The 22,499-nt window shown below is 60.0% G+C and carries 25 protein-coding genes; 8 read left to right on the top strand and 17 right to left on the bottom strand.

Features of this window, described 5'->3' with window-relative positions; all coding sequences use genetic code 11:
* Window positions 1–2: 2 nt before the first annotated feature.
* The 5 genes from SJY21_RS11570 to ilvD form a co-directional block, all read right to left on the bottom strand.
* Window positions 3–515: a class I SAM-dependent methyltransferase gene (locus tag SJY21_RS11570; protein ID WP_377510634.1), complete on the bottom strand. Its 513-nt coding sequence runs from the start codon at window positions 513–515 to the stop codon at window positions 3–5.
* Window positions 516–579: 64 nt separating this feature from the next.
* Window positions 580–957 carry a hypothetical protein gene (locus SJY21_RS11565; protein ID WP_377510631.1) on the bottom strand — a complete coding sequence of 126 codons (378 nt, stop codon included), beginning with the start codon at window positions 955–957 and terminating at the stop codon, window positions 580–582.
* Between the two features lie 10 nt (window positions 958–967).
* Complete coding sequence (locus tag SJY21_RS11560; RefSeq protein WP_377510628.1) at window positions 968–1,738, bottom strand: DUF6478 family protein; 771 nt, start codon at window positions 1,736–1,738, stop codon at window positions 968–970.
* A 79-nt stretch (window positions 1,739–1,817) separates the two neighbouring features.
* Window positions 1,818–2,480 carry a hypothetical protein gene (locus SJY21_RS11555; protein WP_377510625.1) on the bottom strand — a complete coding sequence of 221 codons (663 nt, stop codon included), beginning with the start codon at window positions 2,478–2,480 and terminating at the stop codon, window positions 1,818–1,820.
* A 10-nt stretch (window positions 2,481–2,490) separates the two neighbouring features.
* Entirely contained in the window at window positions 2,491–4,224 is a 1,734-nt protein-coding gene (gene ilvD / locus SJY21_RS11550) for a dihydroxy-acid dehydratase (RefSeq protein WP_377510622.1), read from the bottom strand.
* A 121-nt stretch (window positions 4,225–4,345) separates the two neighbouring features.
* On the opposite strand from ilvD, the gene accD reads away from it, so the two are divergent.
* From accD to SJY21_RS11525, 5 genes are all read left to right on the top strand, one after another.
* Window positions 4,346–5,269: an acetyl-CoA carboxylase, carboxyltransferase subunit beta gene (gene accD, locus SJY21_RS11545; protein ID WP_377510619.1), complete on the top strand. Its 924-nt coding sequence runs from the start codon at window positions 4,346–4,348 to the stop codon at window positions 5,267–5,269.
* On the top strand, window positions 5,266–6,537 hold the full coding sequence (locus tag SJY21_RS11540) for a bifunctional folylpolyglutamate synthase/dihydrofolate synthase (RefSeq protein WP_377510616.1): 1,272 nt from the start codon (window positions 5,266–5,268) through the stop codon (window positions 6,535–6,537). Before accD ends, SJY21_RS11540 begins: the two co-directional genes overlap by 4 nt.
* Window positions 6,534–7,076 carry a hypothetical protein gene (locus SJY21_RS11535; protein ID WP_377510613.1) on the top strand — a complete coding sequence of 181 codons (543 nt, stop codon included), beginning with the start codon at window positions 6,534–6,536 and terminating at the stop codon, window positions 7,074–7,076. The genes SJY21_RS11540 and SJY21_RS11535 overlap by 4 nt, the downstream gene beginning before the upstream one ends.
* A gap of 276 nt (window positions 7,077–7,352) precedes the next feature.
* Complete coding sequence (locus SJY21_RS11530; RefSeq protein WP_377510609.1) at window positions 7,353–7,994, top strand: rhodanese-like domain-containing protein; 642 nt, start codon at window positions 7,353–7,355, stop codon at window positions 7,992–7,994.
* Between the two features lie 12 nt (window positions 7,995–8,006).
* Window positions 8,007–8,876 (top strand): LysM peptidoglycan-binding domain-containing protein, encoded by an 870-nt coding sequence (locus SJY21_RS11525; RefSeq protein ID WP_377510606.1) that lies wholly within the window; start codon window positions 8,007–8,009, stop codon window positions 8,874–8,876.
* Here SJY21_RS11525 and zapE read toward each other — a convergent pair.
* Window positions 8,873–9,928, bottom strand: a complete 1,056-nt coding sequence (gene zapE, locus SJY21_RS11520) for a cell division protein ZapE (protein ID WP_377510603.1) — start codon at window positions 9,926–9,928, stop codon at window positions 8,873–8,875. The genes SJY21_RS11525 and zapE overlap by 4 nt on opposite strands.
* A gap of 706 nt (window positions 9,929–10,634) precedes the next feature.
* Between zapE and SJY21_RS11515 the strand changes: the two genes are divergently transcribed.
* Window positions 10,635–11,873, top strand: coding sequence for an MFS transporter (locus SJY21_RS11515; RefSeq protein ID WP_377510600.1), 1,239 nt, complete (start codon window positions 10,635–10,637; stop codon window positions 11,871–11,873).
* Here SJY21_RS11515 and SJY21_RS11510 read toward each other — a convergent pair.
* From SJY21_RS11510 to mbfA, 9 genes are read right to left on the bottom strand one after another with little or no spacing between them, the layout of a single operon-like run.
* A complete protein-coding gene (locus SJY21_RS11510) occupies window positions 11,870–12,781 on the bottom strand; it encodes an alpha/beta fold hydrolase (RefSeq protein ID WP_377510597.1) in 912 nt (303 codons plus the stop codon). The two genes, SJY21_RS11515 and SJY21_RS11510, sit on opposite strands and share 4 nt — an antisense overlap.
* 1 nt (window position 12,782) lies before the next feature.
* Window positions 12,783–13,694 (bottom strand): ornithine cyclodeaminase family protein, encoded by a 912-nt coding sequence (locus SJY21_RS11505; RefSeq protein WP_377510594.1) that lies wholly within the window; start codon window positions 13,692–13,694, stop codon window positions 12,783–12,785.
* Window positions 13,691–14,311, bottom strand: a complete 621-nt coding sequence (locus SJY21_RS11500) for an HAD family hydrolase (RefSeq protein WP_377510591.1) — start codon at window positions 14,309–14,311, stop codon at window positions 13,691–13,693. The genes SJY21_RS11505 and SJY21_RS11500 overlap by 4 nt, the downstream gene beginning before the upstream one ends.
* 54 nt (window positions 14,312–14,365) lie before the next feature.
* Window positions 14,366–15,301, bottom strand: a complete 936-nt coding sequence (locus SJY21_RS11495) for a DMT family transporter (RefSeq protein ID WP_377510588.1) — start codon at window positions 15,299–15,301, stop codon at window positions 14,366–14,368.
* Window positions 15,302–15,351: 50 nt separating this feature from the next.
* Window positions 15,352–15,816: a YaiI/YqxD family protein gene (locus SJY21_RS11490; protein WP_377510585.1), complete on the bottom strand. Its 465-nt coding sequence runs from the start codon at window positions 15,814–15,816 to the stop codon at window positions 15,352–15,354.
* Window positions 15,813–16,640 carry an S-formylglutathione hydrolase gene (gene fghA, locus SJY21_RS11485; RefSeq protein ID WP_377510582.1) on the bottom strand — a complete coding sequence of 276 codons (828 nt, stop codon included), beginning with the start codon at window positions 16,638–16,640 and terminating at the stop codon, window positions 15,813–15,815. Before fghA ends, SJY21_RS11490 begins: the two co-directional genes overlap by 4 nt.
* A gap of 4 nt (window positions 16,641–16,644) precedes the next feature.
* Complete coding sequence (locus SJY21_RS11480) at window positions 16,645–17,340, bottom strand: nitroreductase family protein (protein ID WP_377510579.1); 696 nt, start codon at window positions 17,338–17,340, stop codon at window positions 16,645–16,647.
* Between the two features lie 11 nt (window positions 17,341–17,351).
* The gene (locus tag SJY21_RS11475; RefSeq protein ID WP_377510576.1) at window positions 17,352–18,281 is read right to left on the bottom strand and encodes an AEC family transporter; all 930 of its coding nucleotides are present in this window, start codon (window positions 18,279–18,281) and stop codon (window positions 17,352–17,354) included.
* Window positions 18,282–18,313: 32 nt separating this feature from the next.
* A complete protein-coding gene (gene mbfA, locus SJY21_RS11470; protein WP_377510573.1) occupies window positions 18,314–19,291 on the bottom strand; it encodes an iron exporter MbfA in 978 nt (325 codons plus the stop codon).
* Between the two features lie 154 nt (window positions 19,292–19,445).
* On the opposite strand from mbfA, the gene SJY21_RS11465 reads away from it, so the two are divergent.
* Window positions 19,446–19,628, top strand: a complete 183-nt coding sequence (locus SJY21_RS11465) for a hypothetical protein (RefSeq protein ID WP_377510570.1) — start codon at window positions 19,446–19,448, stop codon at window positions 19,626–19,628.
* Between the two features lie 87 nt (window positions 19,629–19,715).
* Entirely contained in the window at window positions 19,716–20,333 is a 618-nt protein-coding gene (locus SJY21_RS11460) for a TetR/AcrR family transcriptional regulator (protein ID WP_377510567.1), read from the top strand.
* Here SJY21_RS11460 and SJY21_RS11455 read toward each other — a convergent pair.
* Both SJY21_RS11455 and SJY21_RS11450 read right to left on the bottom strand, forming a co-directional pair.
* Window positions 20,330–21,358 carry a serine hydrolase domain-containing protein gene (locus SJY21_RS11455; RefSeq protein WP_377510564.1) on the bottom strand — a complete coding sequence of 343 codons (1,029 nt, stop codon included), beginning with the start codon at window positions 21,356–21,358 and terminating at the stop codon, window positions 20,330–20,332. The genes SJY21_RS11460 and SJY21_RS11455 overlap by 4 nt on opposite strands.
* Window positions 21,355–22,467 (bottom strand): S-(hydroxymethyl)glutathione dehydrogenase/class III alcohol dehydrogenase, encoded by a 1,113-nt coding sequence (locus SJY21_RS11450; RefSeq protein WP_377513226.1) that lies wholly within the window; start codon window positions 22,465–22,467, stop codon window positions 21,355–21,357. The genes SJY21_RS11455 and SJY21_RS11450 overlap by 4 nt, the downstream gene beginning before the upstream one ends.
* Between the last annotated feature and the right edge of the window lie 32 nt (window positions 22,468–22,499).

Below are 22,499 nucleotides of genomic sequence, written 5' to 3'. Positions count from 1 at the left end.
CGTCAGGTCCGGCGCTGCGCAAACAACAGTCCGGCCTTTTCCCTGATCACGGACCAATCCGCAGAATCGGCATGCATCACAGCGCGCAAACCCGCCATGTTTGATTTTTCGTCCACCAGCAACAACCAGCCATCGGCGCGCAGGTGGGTCAACAGCCGCGCCAGAACGGCGTGGCGGGGTGCCGCGGCAAGCATGTGCAGGGTGCGATCAATCAGCAGCACATCATAGGTGCCGTCAGGTGTGTAACCGGCAAGGTCGGCAACCTGTCCGGTCACATCCAGTCCTTCAGCCCGGGCGACCTGCACCATGTCACGCACGCCGCTGGGCGACAGATCGACACCATGCACATGGTGGCCCTGTCGCGCGACCGGCAGGGCATCGCGCCCCTGTCCGCAGCCGATATCAAGCACGCGCAACGGCCCCGCCCGCCCATCAAAGAATGCGGCAATGTCTGCGTTGGGCGCGCCCAGCGCGTCCGGCGTATCGCGGTAGAGATCTTCGTAATCATAAGCCATGGCGCAACGTTACAGAGCCTGCGCGCAAATGCCCAAGTGAAATATTCCGCGAGGTCGCGCCGGTTCAGGTCGTTTCAACACAGTGACGGCGAAACGCCTGTTTCAGCATATCAAGTTCGGCACGCAGCAGGCTCATCTCGGCGCGGATATCTTCGGCAAGCGCATCACCCGCCAAAAGGGCAAAGCTGGCCAGAACATCATCACTGGCGGAATCGCGGATCACAAAGGTCTGGAGCCCGTCCGATATCAGGTTGGCCGGCACCGGCACGCGCACGACCCAGTGACCGGCGGCCTGATCTTCGTGGGTTGTGACCCCGTCAACGGGTTGGTCCAGATGGGTCACACGCAGCACGGGCTGGAAACCACCATCGCCCTTATGGGTCAGCACACCTTCCCAGACTCCTTCAAACAGGCGGGTCTTGGTGAGGGTTACATCGCTCATGGCAGCCTCCTTAAAGCTCGGCGCGCGGGTGGCGGCAGAAGGTAATATCCCGAATGGTGACCTGATTCATTTCCGGCCCTTCAAAGATCAGATCGACCCACATGCGTTCGACACGCTTTTCGTTGAGTTTGGTATAGGCAAGGTCAAATTCGACCATCACTTCGCTTTCGTGAAGCGGAAGTTCACGCACGATCTGTTCCGTGTTGGGGCCGTGTTTGATGTTCAACCGCGCAAAGATTTCCAGCGGCTTTTCCATTTCAATGATGGCATCAAGCCGCACAAGGTGACGTTTCTTGAGGCCACCACACGCATCATTGGGCAGGTCCAGAACAAGGCTCAGGAACGAACCATCAAAGCGGAACACGTCCATGCGCAGCCCAAAAGGCGCAAGGTCTTCCTCGCGGGTGTTGCGCAACTGGCGCAGGGTCAGTTCGGAAATCCGGCAATCATGAAACACGGTCACTTCACTGCCCAGCATGGTCTTGCTTGGGACGCTGGCCATCCCCTTGGAGGCAAGCGGGCCACGCCAAAGTTGCGGACGCCATGACCAATCGGTGCCGCCGGGTTTGGCGAAAGCGTTTGATCCAATATGCGGCAAGGCAAGGCGGCTGTCGGCAATATAGGTCAGTTCATCAAGTTTCTGACGCAGTGCACGCGCACGCTGCCGTTGCCCGCGCAAGACCGACAATTCGGTCGAGGCCGCAGAACGGGCCGCTTGCGCCCATCTGGCAAGAGCGCGGCGCTGAAACAGCTTTTCAATCAGGCCAAGACGGCGGGACATTCAGAATCTCGTATTTAGGGGGCACACAGGCATCCGTTGCACTATACCTGCCAAACTGTTTCCCAAAAGGAAACAGTCCTTAACCTTCTTGCGGCGGGATTGGCGGGTTCACGGCGCGAATTTCGCGGATCGTTGCGTCAAGCAAGGCCGCGCCTTGGCGGGGTGCCAGCGGATTGCGACTGAAACTGCGCACAGTCACAGTGGTCAGGCGACCGTTCACATCAAAGAACCCTTGCCACAACCGTGGTTCAAGCCCCGCATCGTTGCCTGCGGACTGATCCGTGAAATGCACGGTCACGGTGCCTGCAACCATATCCACGTTATGCAGGGTAACGTCATCGCCCTCGCCCGTGCCTGCAAGCACTCGTTTGCCCGCATCTGTTTCAAGGAACGCGCGCAGGGTTTCTTCGGAACCTGCGACCGTGGCCGTGCCGGTTTCGCCAAACTGCACGGTGATAAAGCCATCCTTGGCAGGCATCACCGCCGCTTCGGGTGCCAACAACGCACAGCCCACCATCACCGCAAAGCCGTCAGATGAACGGCTGGCCCCTTGATCGACACAATAGCCATCAGGGCCGCGCGCCCGCGCCGCACCACCCAGAAGGGATAGCGTGCGAATACCTTCCGTTGTGGCATCTTCACGCCCGCCGGCCAGCGACATCGTCGCAAGGTCGGGGAATTGCAGTGTTTCGTCACAGGCGGACAGGGCCAAACAGGCCCCGCCCAGTGTCAGACTGCGCATCAAGCCCAAATCACAGATCCATATAGATGTGGCGTTCGTCCTTGGCACCCGGATGGGTCACCGCGCCCAACCGCGTAGAGCCCACAAGTTTCGCAAATTTCCAGATGGCACCACTGGCATAGATCGTTTCGCGCGGTCCTTTCCAGTCGGCCTTTCGGCCTTCAAGTTCGGCATCTGACAGGTCAACGCTCAGGCTGCCCTTGATCGCGTCGATCGTGATCATGTCGCCGTTTTGCAGCATTGCGATGGGGCCACCATGCGCCGCTTCGGGGCCAACGTGACCCACGCAGAACCCGCGGGTTGCGCCGCTGAAACGGCCATCGGTGATCAGCGCGACCTTTTTGCCCATGCCCTGACCGGACAGGGCCGCCGTGGTCGCCAGCATTTCGCGCATTCCGGGGCCGCCTGCGGGCCCTTCGTTGCGAATGACCAGCACTTCGCCTTCTTTGTATTCGCGCTTTTTCACGGCCTCGAATGCATCTTCTTCGCATTCAAAAACGCGGGCCGGGCCGGTAAAGACCTGCTGTTCAGCAGACATGCCCGCGACTTTGACGATGGCACCATCAGGGGCGATGTTGCCGCTTAGGCCAACCACACCACCCGTTTTGCTGATCGGGTTTTGCACGGAATAGATGACCTTGCCGTCAGCTTCGCCTTCGATCTTGTCCAGCGCCTCGCCCATTGTGACGCCATTGGCGGTGATGCAATCCTCGTGGATCAGGCCGGCCTTGCGCAGCTCCTTCATCACGACAGGCACGCCGCCGACCTCGTAAAGGTCTTTGGCGACATACTGACCGCCCGGTTTCAGATCGACGAAATAAGGCGTGTCACGGAAGATGTCGCAGACATCGAACAGGTCGAAATCAATGCCGGCCTCGTGCGCAATCGCGGGTAGGTGCAGACCTGCGTTTGTCGACCCGCCGGTGCAGGCCACAACGCGCGCGGCGTTTTCCAGCGATTTGCGAGTCACAACATCGCGGGCACGGATATTCTTGGCCAGCAGGTTCATGACCGCATCACCGGATGCCACGCCATATTGATCACGGCTTTCGTATGGGGCAGGTGCGCCGGACGAATTGAGAAGGGCAAGACCGATTGCCTCGGAAACACAGGCCATCGTATTGGCGGTGAACTGGCCACCGCAAGCGCCGGACGTGGGGCAGGCCACGCGTTCCAGAATCTCAAGCTCGGCGTCGGTCATGTTGCCCGCCTGATGTTGGCCCACGGCCTCGAACACATCCTGCACGGTCACGTCCTTGCCGTTCAAACGGCCCGGTAGGATCGACCCGCCATAGATAAACACAGACGGCACGTTCAGGCGCACCATGGCCATCATCATCCCGGGCAGGGATTTGTCGCAACCCGCAAGGCCAACCAACCCGTCATAGCAATGCCCGCGCATTGTCAGTTCCACGGTGTCGGCAATGGCCTCGCGCGATGCGAGCGATGACCGCATCCCTTCGTGGCCCATTGCGATCCCGTCAGTGACCGTAATGGTCGTAAACTCGCGCGGCGTGCCGTTGGCGTGTTTCACACCCATTTTCACCGATTGCGCCTGACGGTTCAGGGCGATGTTGCAAGGCGCGGCTTCGTTCCAGCAGGTCGCCACACCGATCAATGGCTGGTGGATTTCCTCCTCGCTTACGCCCATCGCATACATATAGCTGCGGTGCGGCGCGCGGGCTGGGCCTTCGGTCACATAGCGGCTGGGGAGTTTGGATTTATCGACTTTTCCGGCTGACATCGCGGGTTCCTTCGCAAAAACTGTTGGCAAAGGTCTAAAAGACCGCCGCGACCACCACAAGCGGCTGATTGCATTTCTCCACAACGCGCCTTATTTCGGAACGGCAACGCACGAGGACCCTATGAACTGGATTTCCAACTACGTCCGTCCCCGGATCAACTCGATCTTTTCGCGCCGCGAGGTGCCGGAAAACCTTTGGACGAAATGTGATGAATGCGGCACGATGCTGTTTCACCGCGAATTGTCGGATAACCAGAATGTCTGCACCAACTGCGGGCATCATATGTATATCGCGCCGCGTGACCGTTTTGGCGCGCTGTTTGATGGCGGCATTTTCACCGAAGTCGCCGTGCCGGAACCCACTGCCGACCCGCTGCATTTCCGCGACCAGAAGCGCTATCCCGACCGCATGAAAGCTTCGCAAAAGTCGACCGGTGAAAAGGATGCAATGCTGGTCGCCGAGGGCGAGATCGGCCGCACACCCGTTGTGGCTGCCGCGCAGGACTTTTCGTTCATGGGCGGGTCCATGTCGATGTATGTGGGCAACGCGATCATCGCCGCCGCCGAACGTGCCGTGCTAAAGAAATGCCCGCTGATCCTGTTTTCTGCCGCTGGCGGCGCACGCATGCAGGAAGGCATTCTTGCCCTGATGCAAATGCCGCGGACCACGATCGCGGTCGAGATGCTGAAAGAAGCAGGCCTGCCCTATATCGTCGTGCTGACCCACCCGACAACGGGCGGTGTGACGGCCTCTTATGCGATGCTGGGGGATGTGCATATCGCTGAACCAAACGCCCTGATCTGTTTTGCCGGACCGCGCGTCATTGAACAGACGATCCGCGAAAAGCTGCCCGAAGGATTCCAGCGCGCCGAATACCTGCTGGACCACGGGATGCTGGACCGCGTCACGCCGCGCACCGAAATGCGCGACGAACTGATCGTGATCACGCGGATGCTGCTGGGCCTTGATCCGGCGATTTCCGGCGAATTGCCTGCGCCTGACCCCAAAGCTGATGAGACCGCTGCCGAGGACGCTGCAGAGTGACAGCCGGTTCCGATGTCATCCTTGCACGGATGATGGCGCTGCATCCCAAGGTGATCGACCTCACGCTTGACCGGGTCTGGCGATTGCTGGACGCCCTTGGCAATCCGCAGAATGATCTGCCCCCCGTCATCCACCTTGCCGGCACCAATGGTAAGGGCAGCACCCAAGCGATGATCCGTGCCGGGCTGGAACAGGCGGGCAAGCGCGTGCACGCCTATACCTCGCCGCACCTGGCGCGGTTTCACGAACGGATCCGGCTGGCGGGTGAATTGATTTCCGAGGATCATCTGACCGCTGTGCTGGATGAATGTTACGCCGCCAACGGTGGCGGCAATATCACCTATTTCGAGATTACCACTGCCGCTGCGTTGCTGGCCTTTGCCCGCACCGCGGCGGATTACACCCTGCTTGAAGTCGGGCTTGGCGGGCGGCTGGATGCGACCAACGTGATTGATGCGCCCGCCCTTACGGTGATCACGCCGGTTGATCTGGACCACCAACAGTTTCTGGGTGACACCCTACCCGGAATCGCTGGCGAAAAGGCAGGGATCATCAAGCGCGGTGTGCCTTGCGTGGTGGGCCCGCAGCATGACGATGCGATGGAGGTGATCGAAGCGCGCGCCGCGCGTTTGGGCGCACCCCTGCTGGCCCACGGGCAGCACTGGCAAGTGAGCGAGGAGCGCGGGCGGCTGGTTTATCAGGATGAAACCGGCCTGTTGGATCTGCCGCTACCCGCCCTACCCGGCCCGCACCAGATCACCAATGCAGGCGCTGCAATCGCCGCGCTGCGCCAGTTGGGATGTAACGAGGCCGCATGCGAGGCGGCAATGACCGATGTGTTCTGGCCCGCGCGGATGCAGCACCTGACACAAGGGCGGATCGCTGACCGCTTTCGCCCCGCCGATCTGTGGCTGGACGGCGGGCACAATCCGGCGGCCGGTGTGATGCTGGCGCGCACGCTTGCGGCCTTGCCTAACAGGCCCACCCATCTGGTGTGCGGCATGCTGAACACCAAGGACATTCGCGGTTACCTTTTGCCGCTTGCCAAAGTCGCGCAAAGTCTGACGGCGATTTCAATTCCGTACGAGGTGAACACGCTGCCCGCTGATGTAACGGCGAAAGCCGCACGCGATGCAGGACTGGACACGCAGGTCGCTGCCAGCCTTGACGCCGCTTTGGCCGCAATAACCGCCAAAGACCCCCATGCACGCATTCTGATTTGTGGCTCGCTTTATCTCGCGGGGTATGTCCTGCGCGAAAACGCATGATCCGCACGGTGATCCTGACGCTGGCACTGGCCAGTCCCGTGGCGGCGGCGGACTTTGAATTCTGCTGGGTGGGCGCAAACGATTACACCATGACAGGCCGCATGACCGTACCGGACGATGCGTTGGGCGGGATCGTGACCCAAGACGATGTGACCGCATTCGCGATCACGGGGTTTCACCGCAGCCTGCCAGTGGGCCAGTGGGACCTGTCAGACCTGACCCCGACAACAACCTGGCATCTGCGCTTTGACCCTGTGACAATGACCTTTCCAACCGGCGGGATGCACAACAGCGCCGATGGGCAAGCCTGGAACGCCAACGGGTCGGTCAATGACTGCGGCAACCCCGGTTTCGGGTTCAATTCAGGCACAAATGCGCAGGATGTTTGCGTGAACGGGCGTTTCATCACCGCTTCAAGCATCAATCGTTATACCGAATTTCCGGTCTTTCCGGCTGGTGCCGCAATGCAATGCGGCGGAGCGGCGCTTTTGTCGCGGGGTGATGATGAAACGCTGCTGATTCCCGAATCAGCCGGTTGACGGCGAATCACCCCTCCGCCTAGTGTAGCGCCAACAGGTGTTCGGCTATGGCCGATCAAGCCTTTGGCAGGGCGAGAGGGCGAGCGTCAAGCTCGTCTTCTTGTTTCAGGCTCGCCCGTTTTGCGTTGCATATTTGTCGAATCGATCAGACATCACCCACGATCCGGGTTTGACTTGCAATACAAATCCACACTACATCTTGTGCGAGCAGTTAAACGCACCCCGCCTGCCAGCGGATTCAACAAAATATGGTGTGTCATGTTTGGGGGAAATCAAATGTTGCGGTATCTCACAGCCATCGGGCTGGTTTTCAGCGTATTCACAACAAATATTGCCGTCGCGCAGGACGTGCGGATCACACCGGCACGGGCGCAAACCTCTTTCGAGATCAACGGGCAGACGTTCACCATTGCGCGCAATCAGGACAGCGCCAACACGCTGACGGGCGAATTTGCCCGCACATCCCGCGAATGCCCGCCGTTTTGCATCACGCCGATGATTGTCGCCGACGGCGTCACGACCATGGGCGAACTGGAAGTGATCCGTTTTCTGGAACAGGACGCTGCCGATGGCACGGGCCTTTTGATCGACAGCCGCCTGCCTGACTGGTTTGTGCAGGGCACAATCCCCGGTGCTGTGAACGTTCCCTTTCACACGCTTGAGGCAACAAACCCTTATCGTGATGACATTTTGCGCGCGTTGGGGGCCGCAAAGCTGGCCGATGGCACATTGGATTTCACCCAAGCGCGCGCCTTGCTGCTGTTTTGTAACGGCGCATGGTGTGATCAAAGCCCGCGCGCCATTCGGAGCCTCTTGGACGCCGGATATCCGGCAGGCAAGCTTTCTTACTATCGTGGCGGCATGCAGTCGTGGCGTTCACTTGGCCTGACGGTCGCAACACCCCGTAACGAAGGCTAAGGACCAAAGCCCATGATCCGCATCACACTTGCCCTGTTTGCATTTGCTGTCGCGCTTTGCGCATTTATCATCCTGCGTCCCGGTGATGACGCCCAACGCGCGCAGGCGCCCGAAGTCACGCAGGACGTCGAAGTGACCCGCGCAGTTGCGGACCCCCTGCTTGCGCCCCCTGTTGCGCCCGAAACAGCCGCAGTGGCCGAACCCGAGACGACACCCGTTGCCGCGCCCGCACCGCGCGCCATACCGCAAATCGCCACCGTCGACAGTTCGATGCAGGCCACGACAGCTGCCGTCCTTGCCGGTTTGGGTGTCCAGACAGGGGCCGAGCCTTTGCCCGCACCCGCAAGCGACGAAATGCGCGATGCAACGGCTGGCATTTTGTCGAGCATCACCGCGATGACAGGTGCGCCTGCGCCCGAAATCACACAGCGGCCGACCCTGGATGCGATCGTTGTTCAGGCTTTGCAAGAGGGACAGTCAGACGACTACATTGATGCGCTGATCAACGCGGCAGCCGCCAGCGGTGATGTCGCCGTGCCGGAAATTCTGGTCACGTCGGACGGGCGCGTTGATACGGCCGTATTGCTGGCTGATATCGTGGCGCAGGCAACGGTTGCGACCGGCGGGCAGATTGATACCGCCCCCGCGATTGACCTTGATGAATCCGCGGGCGTCGAGGTGCGCATCGTGCAGCGTGCCGATGAAACCGTGCAAGCGCGGTTCTACACGGTGCAGTCTGGTGACAGCCTTGGTGCCATTGCGGTCAAGTTCTTTGGTGACGCAAACCGATACACCGCCATTTTCGAGGCCAATCGCGGCACCCTTTCCAGCCCTGACCGTATCCGCACGGGCCAGCGTCTGGTGATCCCGAACCAGGTTTAACGCCCCCAGCCAGCCCCTTGCATTTCGCGCAACCGGCTGGCGGTGCGTTCAAATTCAAAAACCCCTTCGCCCTCGACATAAAGCATGTCCGGCGCGGCAGCTGCCGAGCAGATCAGCTGCACATGCGCCTCGTAGAGGGCGTCAATCAGGGTCACGAACCGCTTGGCTTCGTTGAAATTGGCGCGGCTTAGCCGGGGGATGTCTTCCAGCACCAGAACGCGTGCGGCGGCGGCCAGTGCCAGATAGTCGCCCGCACCCAAAGGTTGACCGCACAGGTCGTGAAAACTCGCGCGTGCGACACCATTGTGAAAGCCCGGAATGACGACATCGCGCCCTTTGACACGCAGGGTCAGCGGTTCGGCACTGCCTTGTGTCAGGTCGTCCCACAGGGCGTCAATCTTGGCGCGCGCGCCGGCGTTGTTGGGGGTAAAATATCGGGGCGTGCCGGTCAGCACCCCCTGCCGATAATCGGTGTCGCTGGTCAGTTCGTGGATCACCATCCGGTTGTGCAGCAGGGCAATGAACGGCAGGAACAGCTGCCGGTTCAGCCCATCCTTATAGAGGTCATCGGGCGGGCGGTTTGACGTCGTTACGACAACCACGCCCGCATCCATCAGCGCCGTGAACAGGCGGCCCACGATCATCGCATCGGTAATGTCGCTGATCTGCATTTCATCAAAAGCCAGAAAACGCACCTTGTCCGCCAGCTTTTCAGCGACCGGCGCGATCGCATCATCGACACCGCGCTTGCGGGCGTCATTCATTTCTTCGTGGACCCATTGCATGAAGGCATGGAAATGTGCGCGCTGTTTGGGGGCGTCAACGAGCCCGAACAGCAGGTCCATCAACATGGATTTTCCGCGCCCGACCCCGCCCCACATGTAAAGCCCCTTGGGCGGTGGTGGCGCCTTGCGAAACAGCCCACCGCGCTTGACAGGTGCGGCAAGGGCGGCGCGGATACGCTCAAGTTCGTCCAGCACGTCCTCTTGCGCAGGATCGTGGTGAAGCTGGCCTTTGGCGATCTTGTCGCGATATGCGTCCTGCACGGTCATGGGATGGTGATAGCGGCGCAGGATACCGATGGAAAGGTGCCGTTGTCCGGGCAGGTTGGCCGCAGCGGGAAGTCAGCCAAGGCGGCCTGACCTTTCTGAAGGATGTATTGGGCTGGGACGCTGCCGCATCAAGAAACCTTGCCCGAAACCTGTTGAACGTTCGACGACTTTGACCTGAGCGTCACAACGTCTGCGCGGCACCTCGTTGGGAACAACATCGCGCATCAATCCGCCTATACTGAAGTGGTCCCATGTTTTCGGACAGGTCCACTCTTAGTTTAGCCGCCTTTGTATCCAAAAACTCTGCCGACGGGTACGCATGGGCTGCGCTCTTCGCTTTCTCGATTGGTCAAGAGTGGATTGGTCTGTTGGAAGAGTGGAAAGCGCGTTGAACTTTATGACTGTATTGACCGCGCGGTGTGTGTGATTTGGTGCAACTCAAGCTTAAAGTCTGTAAATTGCAGTAAAGCGGCCATGTGCGCACCTGCTGCGAATTCACCTTTTGTCTGCAAATCGCACCTAAGCATAGGTCGCGTGGCCGCTCCGGTTTGGGTCGAAACTCCTTACGGTGGGGTCAGCATTGCATGACGTGGCTTGCGCCTACGGTTCGCAGGTTTGGCAACATAGGGTCAAAGGTCCGCGATTTTCCACAACACCACACAACTTCTGAATTGACCAACCTCGTAAACTGCCGTCTTGTCGCGTGATGAAAAGCCACGCCCCCCTGATCACTCCCGTCCTGATCGCAGGATGCATCATCGTCATGATGGGGTTTGCCATTCGCGCATCCTTTGGTGTGTTCCAAATTCCGATTGCCGAGGAATTCGGCTGGATGCGCGCTGATTTTTCGCTGGCGATTGCGATCCAGAACCTTGCCTGGGGGATTGGCCAGCCGATCTTTGGCGCGATCGCGGAAAAGATCGGTGATCGCAAGGCAATCATCCTCGGCGCGCTGTTCTATGCTGCGGGGCTGCTGCTGTCGTCGGGTGCCACCACACCTGTCGCGCACCAGATGTATGAAGTTCTGGTGGGTTTCGGGATTGCGGGCACGGGGTTTGGCGTGATCCTCGCCGTGGTCGGGCGTGCTTCAAGTGACGAAAACCGCTCCATGTCGCTGGCCATTGCGACTGCTGCGGGATCTGCCGGACAGGTGTTCGGCGCGCCGATGGCGGAAATCTTGCTGGGTTATATGACCTGGCAAATGGTGTTCGTGACCTTTGCCGGATTGATCCTTGCCTCGCTGATGGTGCTGCCAATGATGCGTGCACCGGTCAGCGCCTCCAAGGCCGAACTTGAGGAAAGCATGGGCGCGATCCTGACGCGCGCATTCAGGGATCCGTCCTACACCCTGATCTTTATCGGCTTCTTTTCCTGTGGCTATCAACTGGCGTTCATAACGGCGCACTTCCCAGCCTTTGTGGCCGAGGCCTGCGCGACAATCCCTGTAGGCGGGATGCTGACCAATATCGGCATTTCCACGACCAGTGCGCTGGGGGCGGCGGCGATTTCACTGATCGGGTTATTCAATATCATCGGCACGCTGCTGGCGGGCTGGGCAGGCAAGCGGTATTCCAAGAAATACCTGCTGGCAGGCATCTATCTGGGGCGCACCGTGATCGCAGCATGGTTCATCATGACGCCGATGACTCCTGCGACCGTGCTGATCTTTTCCGCATTGATGGGCAGCCTGTGGCTCGCGACTGTTCCGCTGACAAGCGGGCTTGTCGCGCATCTATATGGCTTGCGCTACATGGGCACGCTTTACGGGATCGTATTCTTTAGCCACCAGTTGGGTAGCTTTCTGGGCGTCTGGCTGGGCGGGCGGCTATATGACATCTACGGCAGCTACACCGCCGTGTGGTGGGTTGGTGTCGGGGTCGGGCTGTTCAGTGCGATCGTGCACCTGCCGATCCGCGAAAAGCGCATCGACCTCGTCCCGGCCTAGTCGCGTTCGCGCAGCACATCGCGCAGGATTTCCGTAACCTCCGTCGCGTGGGTATAGGGCAGCCCATGGCCCGCGCCCTTGATGGTTTCCTGACGCACGGCGCGGTTCCACTGGGTCAACTGACCCAGTGAGCGCAGCGGGACCACCTGATCCTGATCGCCCCAAAGCGCGATCACCGGAATGCCATCATGGCCCAGTTTGCGGTGTTCGGTTTCCTGTGTCTCTGACAGCATCCCCCGGCGGCTTTGCAGCACAGCGCGCTGGAACCCTTTTTTGTTCAACTGGTCAAGTTGCACCGCGTGCAAGCCCGGCACTTCGCTATCCTCGCCCGAAACCACCAGTGCGGCGCGTGCGCGCCATTCGGCTGCCGCGCCATGCAACCAATCACCCACCAGCGGCACCTCGCGGCAGAACCGCGAAAACCTGCTTTCGGCCATGGTGATGCCCGAGGGCGCCACAAGGATCACACGCGTCATTCTGTCGGGGTTGTCGGCGGCAAATGCTGTCGCGATGGCCCCCCCCATTGAATAGCCCACAAGTGTCAGATCATCCTGCAGCCCTTGATCATCCAGAAGGTCGGACAGTTGTTGCAGGAAAAACGCGCGATTTTGCGCACCGGTCGGCGCCGACGAGAACCCCCGACCGTAAAGATCATAGACCAGCACGCGATAGCCAAGCTGGCCCAAACCGGCCGCCACGCCGTGCCACGCGGGCGACGGCGTTGTCAGCCCGTGGATACACACAACCACTGGGCCGCGCACAGGGCCAATCCACTGATAGTGTGTGATGCCCTGGGACAGCTGCACTGTTTCACCTGGCGCTTTGGTCGGGTCAGCAGGTTTGCGCGCCGCCTCGAATACGAAGGGGATTATCAGGATCGCCAGCAGGACCAGCAGGAACCAGACCATGTTATTGCCCTTTCCAAGCCTCAAGAATGTAGCGGCAGACCATCAGGTCCAGATGCGCGCCACCGCCGTTCTTGAACAGGGTAATTTCGGCATCAGTATGGCGTTGAAACGCTTGCAGGTCATAATAGTCGGCGATCACATGGTCGCGGGTGATCACACCTTCGACCAGCGGCGTTTTCAGCTCGCCGATATGATCCATCGTGGTGTGGCGGTTGTCGACAAAGACACGGGCGCGTGTGATGGCCTTATCATCGGCCTCGCGCATGTCGGGGCGATAGGCACCGATCAGGTCGATGTGCTGGCCCGCTTGCAGCCACTCGCCCTTGATGATCGGATCGGTTGTCATCGTGGCGGATGTGACGATGTCGGCGGCGCGCACGGCGGTTTCCAGATCGTCAACGATCGCAACATCGGGGCATTCAAGCTGGAAAGCCTGCGCACCGGCGGGCGAGCGGTTCCAGACGCTGAAATGGGCATCGGGAAAGGCGGTGGAGTAGGCCTGATACAACCCGCGCCCGACCGTCCCCGCGCCCACGATCAGGATGTTGCGGCTGTCAGGCCGGGCAAGGCGCGTGGCGGCCAGCAGGCTGTCACCCACGGTCTTCCATTTCGTCACGAGATGAAAATCAAGGATCGCCTCGAGGCTGCCATCACTGTCGGAAAACAGGCTGACCGCACCACCGATCGCGGGCTTGCCCACATTGCGGTTGGCCGGAAAGATTGTCGCGCATTTTACGGCGATCCCCATGCCGTCGATCCATGCGGATCGGTTCAGAAGGGTATCATCGTCGCGATAAAGAAACACGTCCTCGACCTTGGCGGCCGGCAGGTCATGGCCGGCGGCGATTGCACGGGTCAGGGCCAGCCAGTCAAGCCGTTTTTCACCTTCGGCAAAGGGGATCATTTCGGTCATTGTGCGTCCTTTTCACCCAGCAATCCTTCAGCAACCAGCCGGTCGGCCCATCCTTGCGGCCCATCGAAAAGATGCGTTTGCCAGCCTCGTGCGGCGGCCACGTTGATATTGTCGATCCGGTCATCGGTAAACAGCAAGGCGCCGGGGGCAATGCCACAATCCTGTTCGACCATGTCATAGATCAGCGGTTCGGGCTTGATCACCCGCATATGGCCCGACACATAATGCCGATCAAATTCGTCAAGGAACGGATAGGCAGCGCGGCCAATCTCGAACGTTTCGACCCCGAAATTGGTCAGGGCAAAGACCGGCACGCCTTTGCTGCGCAAAGCCCGCAACAGCCGCACGGAATGGTCAATCGCCGGGGTTGCCATGTCGGACCAGCGGTCGTGCCACATGCGGATTTCATCGCGCCACGCAGGGTGCTTTTCGGCCTCGGCATAGATACGGTCGCGAAACGGCGCGCCACGATCCACGTCGTCATTCATCGCGTGCAGATCAAGCGCGTCAAAGAACGCGCGGCGGCGATCCTCTCCGATGACGGCATCATAAAATCGCTCGGGTTGCCATTCGATCAGCACGTTTCCGATATCAAAAATGACGGCTTGGATTGGCATGCGGTGTCCTGCTGTTTTCGCTTGTGTGATCCTAACGGACGGACGGGTAAAGGGCTAGCGCCGCGCCTTGGGTGAATCGACCAGCTGCGCGCCCACACGCCATTCGCGCCAGATCATATAAAGGCCCGACCCGAGGATCAGCGCGATCCCGCAATAGCTGATGAAATCAGGCCATTCCCCGAACACCATGATCCCCCAAAGGATCGACAGAGGCATCGCCAGATATTCGAACGGGGCGACCAATGCGGCCTCGCTCGCGCGGTAGGCCTGCGAGATGCAAAAGCCGCCTATAGCCGAGGACGCACCGATCAGGACCAACACGGCGTAGTCCGCCGGATCTGGCCAGACCCACGCGCGAAACAGGAACGCCAGCGACGGATCGCTTTGGTCCGCGAATTGTCCGCCGCCAAAAAACAGCCCCATGACCAAACAAACGAGGACGAACATCAACTGGATATAGAACGACATGGTTGCAGCGGTTTCGGTCGTGCCGATCTTGCGGGTTAGCATATGAAGCGCCGCATACCCGAAGGCAGCGGCAAGCGGCAAAAGGGATGCCAGTTGAAACGCCTGCGTGCCGGGGCGCAACATGACGATAACGCCCAGCAACCCGACAGTCACCGCGACCCAGCGGCGCGGGCCAACCGTTTCGCCCAAGAACACGACGGAAAAAACGGTAATCACCAGCGGGCTGACGAAAAAAATCGCGACGGCCTCGGCCAATGGCATGGCGGCAAGGCCCAAAAAGAACGTCATGTTGGCGAACACCACGCAAAGGCCGCGCAGCATGTGCATCCCCAGCCGCTTGGTATGGAGCACCCGAAACCCGCCCGCAAACGGCGCAATAATGGCCGCCAGAAAACACAACCCGATCAGCGAGCGAAACAACACGACCTGATGCAGGGCGTAGCCACCGCTCAGGAACTTGATGGCGACATCGTTGATCGAGAAAAAGAGCACGGCAACCGTCGCGGTCAGTGCACCAAGCATCAACGGGGAAAGAGAATTCAGACGTACCATCGCCTTAGATGACCCTACGATCAGCCAACCGTCTTGCCGCTTTGCGACACGGCGCGCAATTCGCGTTCCAGCGCGTCCAGAAACCGCGATCTGTCGGCCTTGCCGAATGCCTTGCCGCCGCCCTGTCGGAATGGATCAGCGGCGCGGATGTCGGCCATCAGATCACGGGTCGCAAGGATGTTGCCGATATTGGCTTGGGTCAGCGCCTCGCCGTTGTGTTTCAGCACGCGCGCGCCGTTTTCAACGCAACGTGCGGCCAAGGGGATGTCACCGGTTATCACGACATCACCCGCGCCCGCGCGCTCCGCGATCCACATGTCGGCCACATCCGGCCCGTCTGGCACGATCACGTTTTCAACCAATGGATTTTGCGACGGCCGCAAGCCGCCGTTGGACACAATGAACACCTGCACACGGTGGCGGGTGCCGACCTTTTCGACCTCGGCCTTGACGGGGCAGGCATCGGCATCGACGTAGATGCTCACGAATAAAGCGCCTCGGCGTGAAAGGCTATGTGATCCTCGATAAAGGTGCTGATGAAGAAATAGCTATGATCATAGCCCTTTTGCAGGCGCAACTGGCCTTGCTGGCGGCGCGAGGTCATGGCGCTCGCAAAGGCTTCGGTGCCCAGCAAATCCCAGAACTGATCGTCGGTGCCGGTGTCGATCAGCATGGGGCCGTCGAAACCATCGCCCTGCATCAACAGGGTCGCGTCATGCGGGCCCCAGTTCTTTTCGTCACCCCAATAGGCCGCGAACTGCTTGCGGCCCCAATCACTTTGCGTTGGGTTGCAGATTGGCGCAAAGGCCGACACAGACCTGAACCTCCCCGGCAAGGCCATCGCCATGGTCAGCGCGCCGTGGCCACCCATGGAATGACCGGTGATCGACTGGCGCTCCATATCGACGGCGAAATTCGCACCCAGCACGGCGGGCAGTTCATCGGCGATATGGCTCCACATCTTGAAGTTTTTCGCCCAAGGTTCCTCGGTCGCGTCGATGTAGAAGCCCGCGCCCTGCCCCAGATCATAGGCATCGTCGTCGGCAACACCCTCGCCGCGCGGCGAGGTATCGGAGAAACACAGGGCCACGCCATGTTCAGCCGCCCAGACCTGTGCGCCTGCTTTGGTCATGGCATTTTCGTGGGTGCAGGTCAGGCCCGACAGAAACCACAGGACCGGCACGGGTGCGTGTTCCGCCTCTTCGGGCAGGAACAACCCGAACGTCATGTCCACACCGCAGACCTTGGACGGATGGCTGTAAACGCCTTGGGTGCCACCAAAACAGCGGTTTTCAGAGAGGGTTTCCATGGTGCTACTCCTTGGCGGCATAGACGGTCATGATTTCGTCCAGCGGTTTCTTTTTTTTGGCGATGGCGGGCACGGTGGCCACGTCGTTGGGGTGGCCCACGGCCAATATCATGATGGGTTTTTCACTGTCGGGCCGGTCGCATAGTTCATTGAGGAACTTCATCGGATTGGGCGTATGGGTCAGACATGACAGGCCCGCCGTATGCAACGCGGTGATCAGCATCCCCGTGGCGATCCCGACACTTTCGGGGACATAGTAATGCTTGACCCGTTCGCCATCACGTTCGCCCCAACGCTGGGCAAAAACCACGATCAGCCACGGTGCGATATCCAGATGCGGCTTGTCCGCGCCCGTGCCGATGGGTTCAAGCGCCTTGAGCCAGGCATCACCGCCGCCACCATCGTAGAATTTGACTTCCTCTTCTTCGGCCGCCGCACGCACGCGCGATTTCATCGCCGGATCGGAAATCGCCACGAAATGCCAAGGCTGCTGGTTCGCACCGCTGGGCGCGGTGCCTGCGGCCTGAATGCAAGACGCGATCACCTTTGCCGGCACCGGCCGGTCGGAATAGTCACGGATCGTGTGGCGGGTCTTGATGTGGTCATAAAACCCCTGCGCCGCATCCAGCATCTGATCGTCGGACATCTCGCGCCGGTCGGGCAGCGGCAAGGGCGTATAGGTGGGTGGCGTTTCGGTCATGGATTGCTCCGTTACAGGCCTTGGATCAGGGCAATGGCGACTGACACGGTCAGCACGCTGGCCACTGTGGAAATCAGGATCGAGGCGGATACGCGATGCGGCGCGACCCCGTAGTGCTGCGCCAAGATGTAGACATTGCCCGCCACTGGCAAGGCTGCGGCGGCGATCATCACGCCCGCCGCATAACCATCGACCGGAAACATGATCAACGCGGCAAAGGCCACGGCGGCAGGGTGCAGAACCAGCTTGGCGAACGATAGCCAGCCTGCGACAAAGACCCGCTCGGCCGATTTTGTCGCCAAGGATGCGCCAATTGCAAACAGCGCGCCGGGCGTTGCAGCCGCGCCGAGGATCGCCAGGAACTGGTTGACAGGCGCTGGGATCGGCAAGGACAGGCCAGACACAATCAACCCCAACGAAATCGCGACGATCATCGGATTCTTGAGCAAACCAAGACCAACCGTGCGCAACACCCCAAACGACATCCGCCCGTCCCGCGACCCGGTGATCAGGATCACGATCAGGCTGCCAAAGACGATCAGATCAATCGCTAGCACCAACATGATCGGGCCGATCGCGTTTTCGCCCAACAGCAACACCAGCATAGGAATGCCAAGAAACCCGACGTTGCCGATAACGGCGCATTGCGCCTCGACGGCCGCTTCCTCGACCCCGCGATTGCGTAGCAGGGCGACACCGGTGGCGACCAGATAGATCGTCAGGGTTCCCCAGAGGTAGGCAAAGATGAACGGCCAGTCGATAATCTCGGCCAAGGACAGGTTCGCGGAAAACCGGAAAAGCATGGCCGACAAGGCAAAATAGAACACGAACTTGGTCAGATAGGCGGTGGCTTCGGGCGTGAAAAAGCCTGTGCGCCCTGCGCCGTAACCAAGGCCGATCAATGCAAAAAACGGCACTGTCTGAAGAAAGATATCCCACATGCGCGTTGGTTAGCACGCAGTTTGCGGCGCGACTATCCCGAACCGATCAAAACGCCGGCTGCGAACACCAATGCACCCCCCAGCACCACCTGAAACGCAGCCCGAAAGAACGGCGTCTGCATATAGCGGTTCTGGATCCACGCGATGGCCCAAAGTTCGACAAACACGACGATGATGGCGATGACCGTTGCGGTCCAGAAGTCGGCGATCAGGTAGGGCAACGCATGACCCAGCCCGCCAATCGTCGTCATGATGCCGGATGCAAAGCCGCGTTTCAGTGGCGATCCGCGCCCCGAGATTTGGCCATCGTCCGAGGCGGCTTCGGTGAAACCCATACTGATACCGGCACCGACCGAGGCTGCAAGCCCGACAAGGAATGTTGTCCATGTGTTTTGCGTGGCAAAGGCCACGGCAAAGATCGGTGCGAGCGTCGACACAGACCCGTCCATCAATCCGGCAAGGCCCGGCTGCACCCAGGTGAGGACAAACTGACGGTGGGCGGCGCTGGTCTCTTCGTCGCGGGCATCACCGTCGACATGCTGTTCCTCAAGCGCGTTGGCGGTTCGGGTATGGCCCGCCTCGGCAGCGGCCAGATCGCCCAGCAGCTTGCGCGTGTCGGCATCGGTCGTGACGGCGGCGGCGGCACGATAAAACCGTTCGGCATCGCGCTCCATCTGCGCGGCCTCGTCGCGGATACGGTCAATGCCAAGGTTCTCGATCAGCCAAACCGGGCGGCGGGCATAGAAACCGGATACATGCTCGCGCCGGATCAACGGGATCACATCGCCAAAGCGTTTGGCGTGCAGGTCAATCAGCTTGCGGCGGTGTTCATCTTCTTCGGCGGCCATGCCATCGAACACGGTTGCCGAGGCCGGAAAATCCGCCCGCAACATTTCGGCGTAGCTGCGGTAGATTCGCGCATCGTCTTCCTCGGACGAGATTGCCAGGGCAAGGATATCCTGTTCGGACAGATCGCGGAAACGGCGGCGGGTTGAAATTCCGGGGATCATAGAAACCTCACTTCTTAGATTCATTCTAAAGTAACCCAGCGACAGCAACCTGCAAGTCAAATAAGTGAACTGGTCGGTTCACTTTATGCTTGCAAACTGAACCAACCAGTTTAGTTAGAAACTGAACCCAACAGTTCACTTATGGAGAATCAAAATGAAAAACGCTCTGATCGCTTTGCTTGCGGCCCTCGCTGTTGCCTCTGCCCTGCCCGCCGCCGCTGACTCGTTTATCTTTCAGCTTCCGACGATGACCTTTGCCGATGAAATGACACCGGCCCCTCTTTGTGATCCGGCCACGGCCACACAGGCCGCGCCCTGCCCAACGACGGGCCGCTGACCCAAAAGCCGTTACGGCATGACGTGCCATTCTGCTTGCCGAAACTGAACTAAACAGTTTATCCTTAGGCAATTCAGGAGGACGCGCATGCCGGACGGCAGCAACACCATCAAGAAGGGGCGCAAGTTCGATCAAGTCCTTGCGGGCGCGACCGAGGTGTTTCTTGCCAGCGGTTTTGAAGGGGCCAGCGTTGACGATATCGCGCGCGCCGCGGGCGTGTCCAAGGCCACGCTTTACAGTTACTTCCCCGACAAGCGCCTGTTGTTCATGGAGGTCGCCAAAGGCGAATGCTGCCGCCAAGCCGACCTTGCGGTCGAAACGATCGACATGTCCGCGCCTGTCGCCACCGTATTGCGCGCCGCTGCCGATCACATGATCGACTTTATCACATCGGAATTTGGCCAACGGATATTCCGCATTTGCGTGGCCGAAAGTGACCGCTTCCCCGAATTGGGGCGCGAGTTTTACAACAGTGGTCCCGCGTTGATACGCGGGCGGCTTGTGAGCTATTTTGAACAGGCCGTGATACGCGGTGATCTGGCGATTGACGATTTGACCCTCGCCGCGGACCAGTTTCACGAGCTGTGCAAGGCGGACTTGTTCACACGTATGGTCTTTAACATCTCTGACAAATTCACGGCCACTGAAAAGCAACGCATCGCGCAGGGGGCCGTCACCACGTTTCTGGCCCGTTACGGTGCCTAGGCAAGCGCGGCAATTGAACTGAAAATCGCGCGTTCCTCGGTGCGCAGGGCATCGTCATCATCCCCCATCGCCAAGCCGTTCAGCGCATAGGTAAAGGCGATATCGGCGTGGTGGTCATACCAGATACCACCGCAAAACCCGTAGGCATTGGCGAAATGCCCGATCAAGGGACGTGGATAAAATGCTGGTTCGTCAAGGATTTGCATTCCCCAGGCATAGGACTGGAACAGGTCCATTTCGCCCAGTGTGCGGGCGCTATCGTATTGCCAACCCGTATCGACCGGATGCAGCGGCAAGGTTTGCGCCAGTTGCAAAGCGCCGCGCAGCGAGATGCGCAAACCGCCTTGCGGGCTGAACGCGGCGGTGTGTTGTCCCGGCACGTATGGATCAGGCAGATTCACGACCGCGCCACCCGCGTCAATTTGCGGCGCGAACCGGCCACTGGTCGCACGGTAGGTGGGCACGGTTTCAACGTTGCTTGGCACGCCGGACCAGTTGAAACCTGCGGCAATGCCCCCAAGCACATGGCGCTGCGCGAGGGTATCAAAACGTTCGCCTGCTACCTTTTCAGCGCAGGCCGCGATGATCACAAAGCCAAGGTTGCAGTATTCAAACTGCGCGCCAACAGACGCGCCCGACCAAATCGCGGCGCCCCGTTGCGCAATCCAGTCCTGCAAGGGCTGGCCAAGCGGAACAGCATATCCACCGGCATCGGTCAGCCCTGATTGATGGCTGGCAATTTGTGCGATGGTGGGGGCCGTGCCATCGGGTGCGCGCAACGAAAACCCAAGCAAATCCTGCGCCGGTTCCGTCCCGTCCAGACCAGCGCCGTGCAGCGCGGCCCAAACCGTGCGCCCCGTCACAACCTTGGAAATCGACGCGGCGCGCCAAAAGCTGTCGGCATCCGCCTGAATGCCTTGCGCTGTGGCGGTATGAAACTGCGCCGCGCCGCCGCGCGACACACCAATCCCCGCAAACGCAAAAGGCCCGCAAAAGCTGCGGACCAATGCATTTAGATCGCTCAATAGAGCACGACTGACCGGATGCTTTTGCCTGCATGCATCAGATCAAAGCCTTTGTTGATATCGTCCAGCGGCATGGTGTGGGTGATCATCGGATCAATCTCGATCTTTCCCTCCATATACCAATCGACAATCTGCGGGACATCCGTGCGCCCGCGTGCGCCGCCAAAGGCCGTGCCACGCCAGCTGCGCCCTGTGACCAGCTGGAAGGGCCGCGTGCTGATTTCGGCGCCTGCCGGGGCCACGCCGATGATGATGCTTTCGCCCCAGCCTTTGTGGGCAGATTCAAGTGCGGTGCGCATGACGCCCACGTTGCCTGTGGCATCAAAGGTATAGTCCGCGCCGCCCTTGGTCAGGTTCACGAGATAGGCGACCAGATCACCGTCAACTTCGGACGGGTTCACAAAATCGGTCATGCCGAAACGGGTCGCCATTTCAACCTTGTCGGGGTTCAGATCAACCCCGACAATCTGATCCGCACCAGCAAGGCGCAATCCCTGCACGACGTTCAGACCGATCCCACCCAGACCAAAGACAATCGCGCGGCTGCCGATTTCGACCTTGGCGGTGTTGATCACCGCGCCGATCCCCGTGGTCACGCCGCAACCGATATAGCAAATCTTGTCAAACGGCGCGTCCTCGCGGACCTTGGCCAGCGCGATTTCGGGCAGAACCGTGTAGTTTGAAAACGTGGAACAGCCCATGTAATGCAGGATCGGATCACCGTCCAAAGTGCTGAAGCGGCTGGTGCCATCGGGCATCAGCCCCGCGCCCTGTGTGGTGCGGATGGATTGGCACAGGTTGGTTTTCGGGTTCAGGCAGTATTCGCATTCGCGGCACTCAGGCGTGTAAAGCGGGATCACATGATCGCCCTTTTTCAGGCTTTTGACGTCGGGCCCCACATCAACAACCACGCCCGCGCCTTCGTGCCCAAGGATCGCCGGAAACAGCCCTTCGGGATCAGCGCCTGACAGCGTGAATTCATCGGTGTGGCAAATGCCGGTCGCCTTGATTTCAACCAGAACCTCGCCGGCGCGTGGGCCATCCAGGTTCACCTCCATGACTTCAAGTGGTTTGCCCGCTTGCGTGGCAACGGCGGCACGTGTGCGCATGGTTCTTTCCTCCGGTTTGATTGGCATCAGGT

It is taken from the genome of Octadecabacter sp. R77987 (assembly GCF_042466115.1).
Classification (GTDB): domain Bacteria; phylum Pseudomonadota; class Alphaproteobacteria; order Rhodobacterales; family Rhodobacteraceae; genus SW4.
This window is presented reverse-complemented; position numbering and strand designations above follow the sequence as displayed.

Excerpts from the sequence above, each read along its gene's own strand:
- SJY21_RS11515 (WP_377510600.1), top strand. The coding sequence starts at position 10,635 with ATGAAAAGCCACGCCCCCCTGATCACTCCCGTCCTGATCGCAGGATGC.
- SJY21_RS11525 (WP_377510606.1), top strand. The coding sequence starts at position 8,007 with ATGATCCGCATCACACTTGCCCTGTTTGCATTTGCTGTCGCGCTTTGC.
- SJY21_RS11495 (WP_377510588.1), bottom strand. The coding sequence starts at position 15,301 with ATGCTTGGTGCACTGACCGCGACGGTTGCCGTGCTCTTTTTCTCGATC.
- SJY21_RS11475 (WP_377510576.1), bottom strand. The coding sequence starts at position 18,281 with ATGTGGGATATCTTTCTTCAGACAGTGCCGTTTTTTGCATTGATCGGC.
- fghA (WP_377510582.1), bottom strand. The coding sequence starts at position 16,640 with ATGGAAACCCTCTCTGAAAACCGCTGTTTTGGTGGCACCCAAGGCGTT.
- mbfA (WP_377510573.1), bottom strand. The coding sequence starts at position 19,291 with ATGATCCCCGGAATTTCAACCCGCCGCCGTTTCCGCGATCTGTCCGAA.
- zapE (WP_377510603.1), bottom strand. The coding sequence starts at position 9,928 with ATGACCGTGCAGGACGCATATCGCGACAAGATCGCCAAAGGCCAGCTT.
- SJY21_RS11530 (WP_377510609.1), top strand. The coding sequence starts at position 7,353 with ATGTTGCGGTATCTCACAGCCATCGGGCTGGTTTTCAGCGTATTCACA.
- SJY21_RS11570 (WP_377510634.1), bottom strand. The coding sequence starts at position 515 with ATGGCTTATGATTACGAAGATCTCTACCGCGATACGCCGGACGCGCTG.
- SJY21_RS11565 (WP_377510631.1), bottom strand. The coding sequence starts at position 957 with ATGAGCGATGTAACCCTCACCAAGACCCGCCTGTTTGAAGGAGTCTGG.
- SJY21_RS11510 (WP_377510597.1), bottom strand. The coding sequence starts at position 12,781 with ATGGTCTGGTTCCTGCTGGTCCTGCTGGCGATCCTGATAATCCCCTTC.
- SJY21_RS11560 (WP_377510628.1), bottom strand. The coding sequence starts at position 1,738 with ATGTCCCGCCGTCTTGGCCTGATTGAAAAGCTGTTTCAGCGCCGCGCT.
- ilvD (WP_377510622.1), bottom strand. The coding sequence starts at position 4,224 with ATGTCAGCCGGAAAAGTCGATAAATCCAAACTCCCCAGCCGCTATGTG.
- SJY21_RS11480 (WP_377510579.1), bottom strand. The coding sequence starts at position 17,340 with ATGACCGAAACGCCACCCACCTATACGCCCTTGCCGCTGCCCGACCGG.
- SJY21_RS11555 (WP_377510625.1), bottom strand. The coding sequence starts at position 2,480 with ATGCGCAGTCTGACACTGGGCGGGGCCTGTTTGGCCCTGTCCGCCTGT.
- SJY21_RS11535 (WP_377510613.1), top strand. The coding sequence starts at position 6,534 with ATGATCCGCACGGTGATCCTGACGCTGGCACTGGCCAGTCCCGTGGCG.
- SJY21_RS11500 (WP_377510591.1), bottom strand. The coding sequence starts at position 14,311 with ATGCCAATCCAAGCCGTCATTTTTGATATCGGAAACGTGCTGATCGAA.
- SJY21_RS11505 (WP_377510594.1), bottom strand. The coding sequence starts at position 13,694 with ATGACCGAAATGATCCCCTTTGCCGAAGGTGAAAAACGGCTTGACTGG.
- SJY21_RS11450 (WP_377513226.1), bottom strand. The coding sequence starts at position 22,467 with ATGCGCACACGTGCCGCCGTTGCCACGCAAGCGGGCAAACCACTTGAA.
- accD (WP_377510619.1), top strand. The coding sequence starts at position 4,346 with ATGAACTGGATTTCCAACTACGTCCGTCCCCGGATCAACTCGATCTTT.
- SJY21_RS11465 (WP_377510570.1), top strand. The coding sequence starts at position 19,446 with ATGAAAAACGCTCTGATCGCTTTGCTTGCGGCCCTCGCTGTTGCCTCT.
- SJY21_RS11460 (WP_377510567.1), top strand. The coding sequence starts at position 19,716 with ATGCCGGACGGCAGCAACACCATCAAGAAGGGGCGCAAGTTCGATCAA.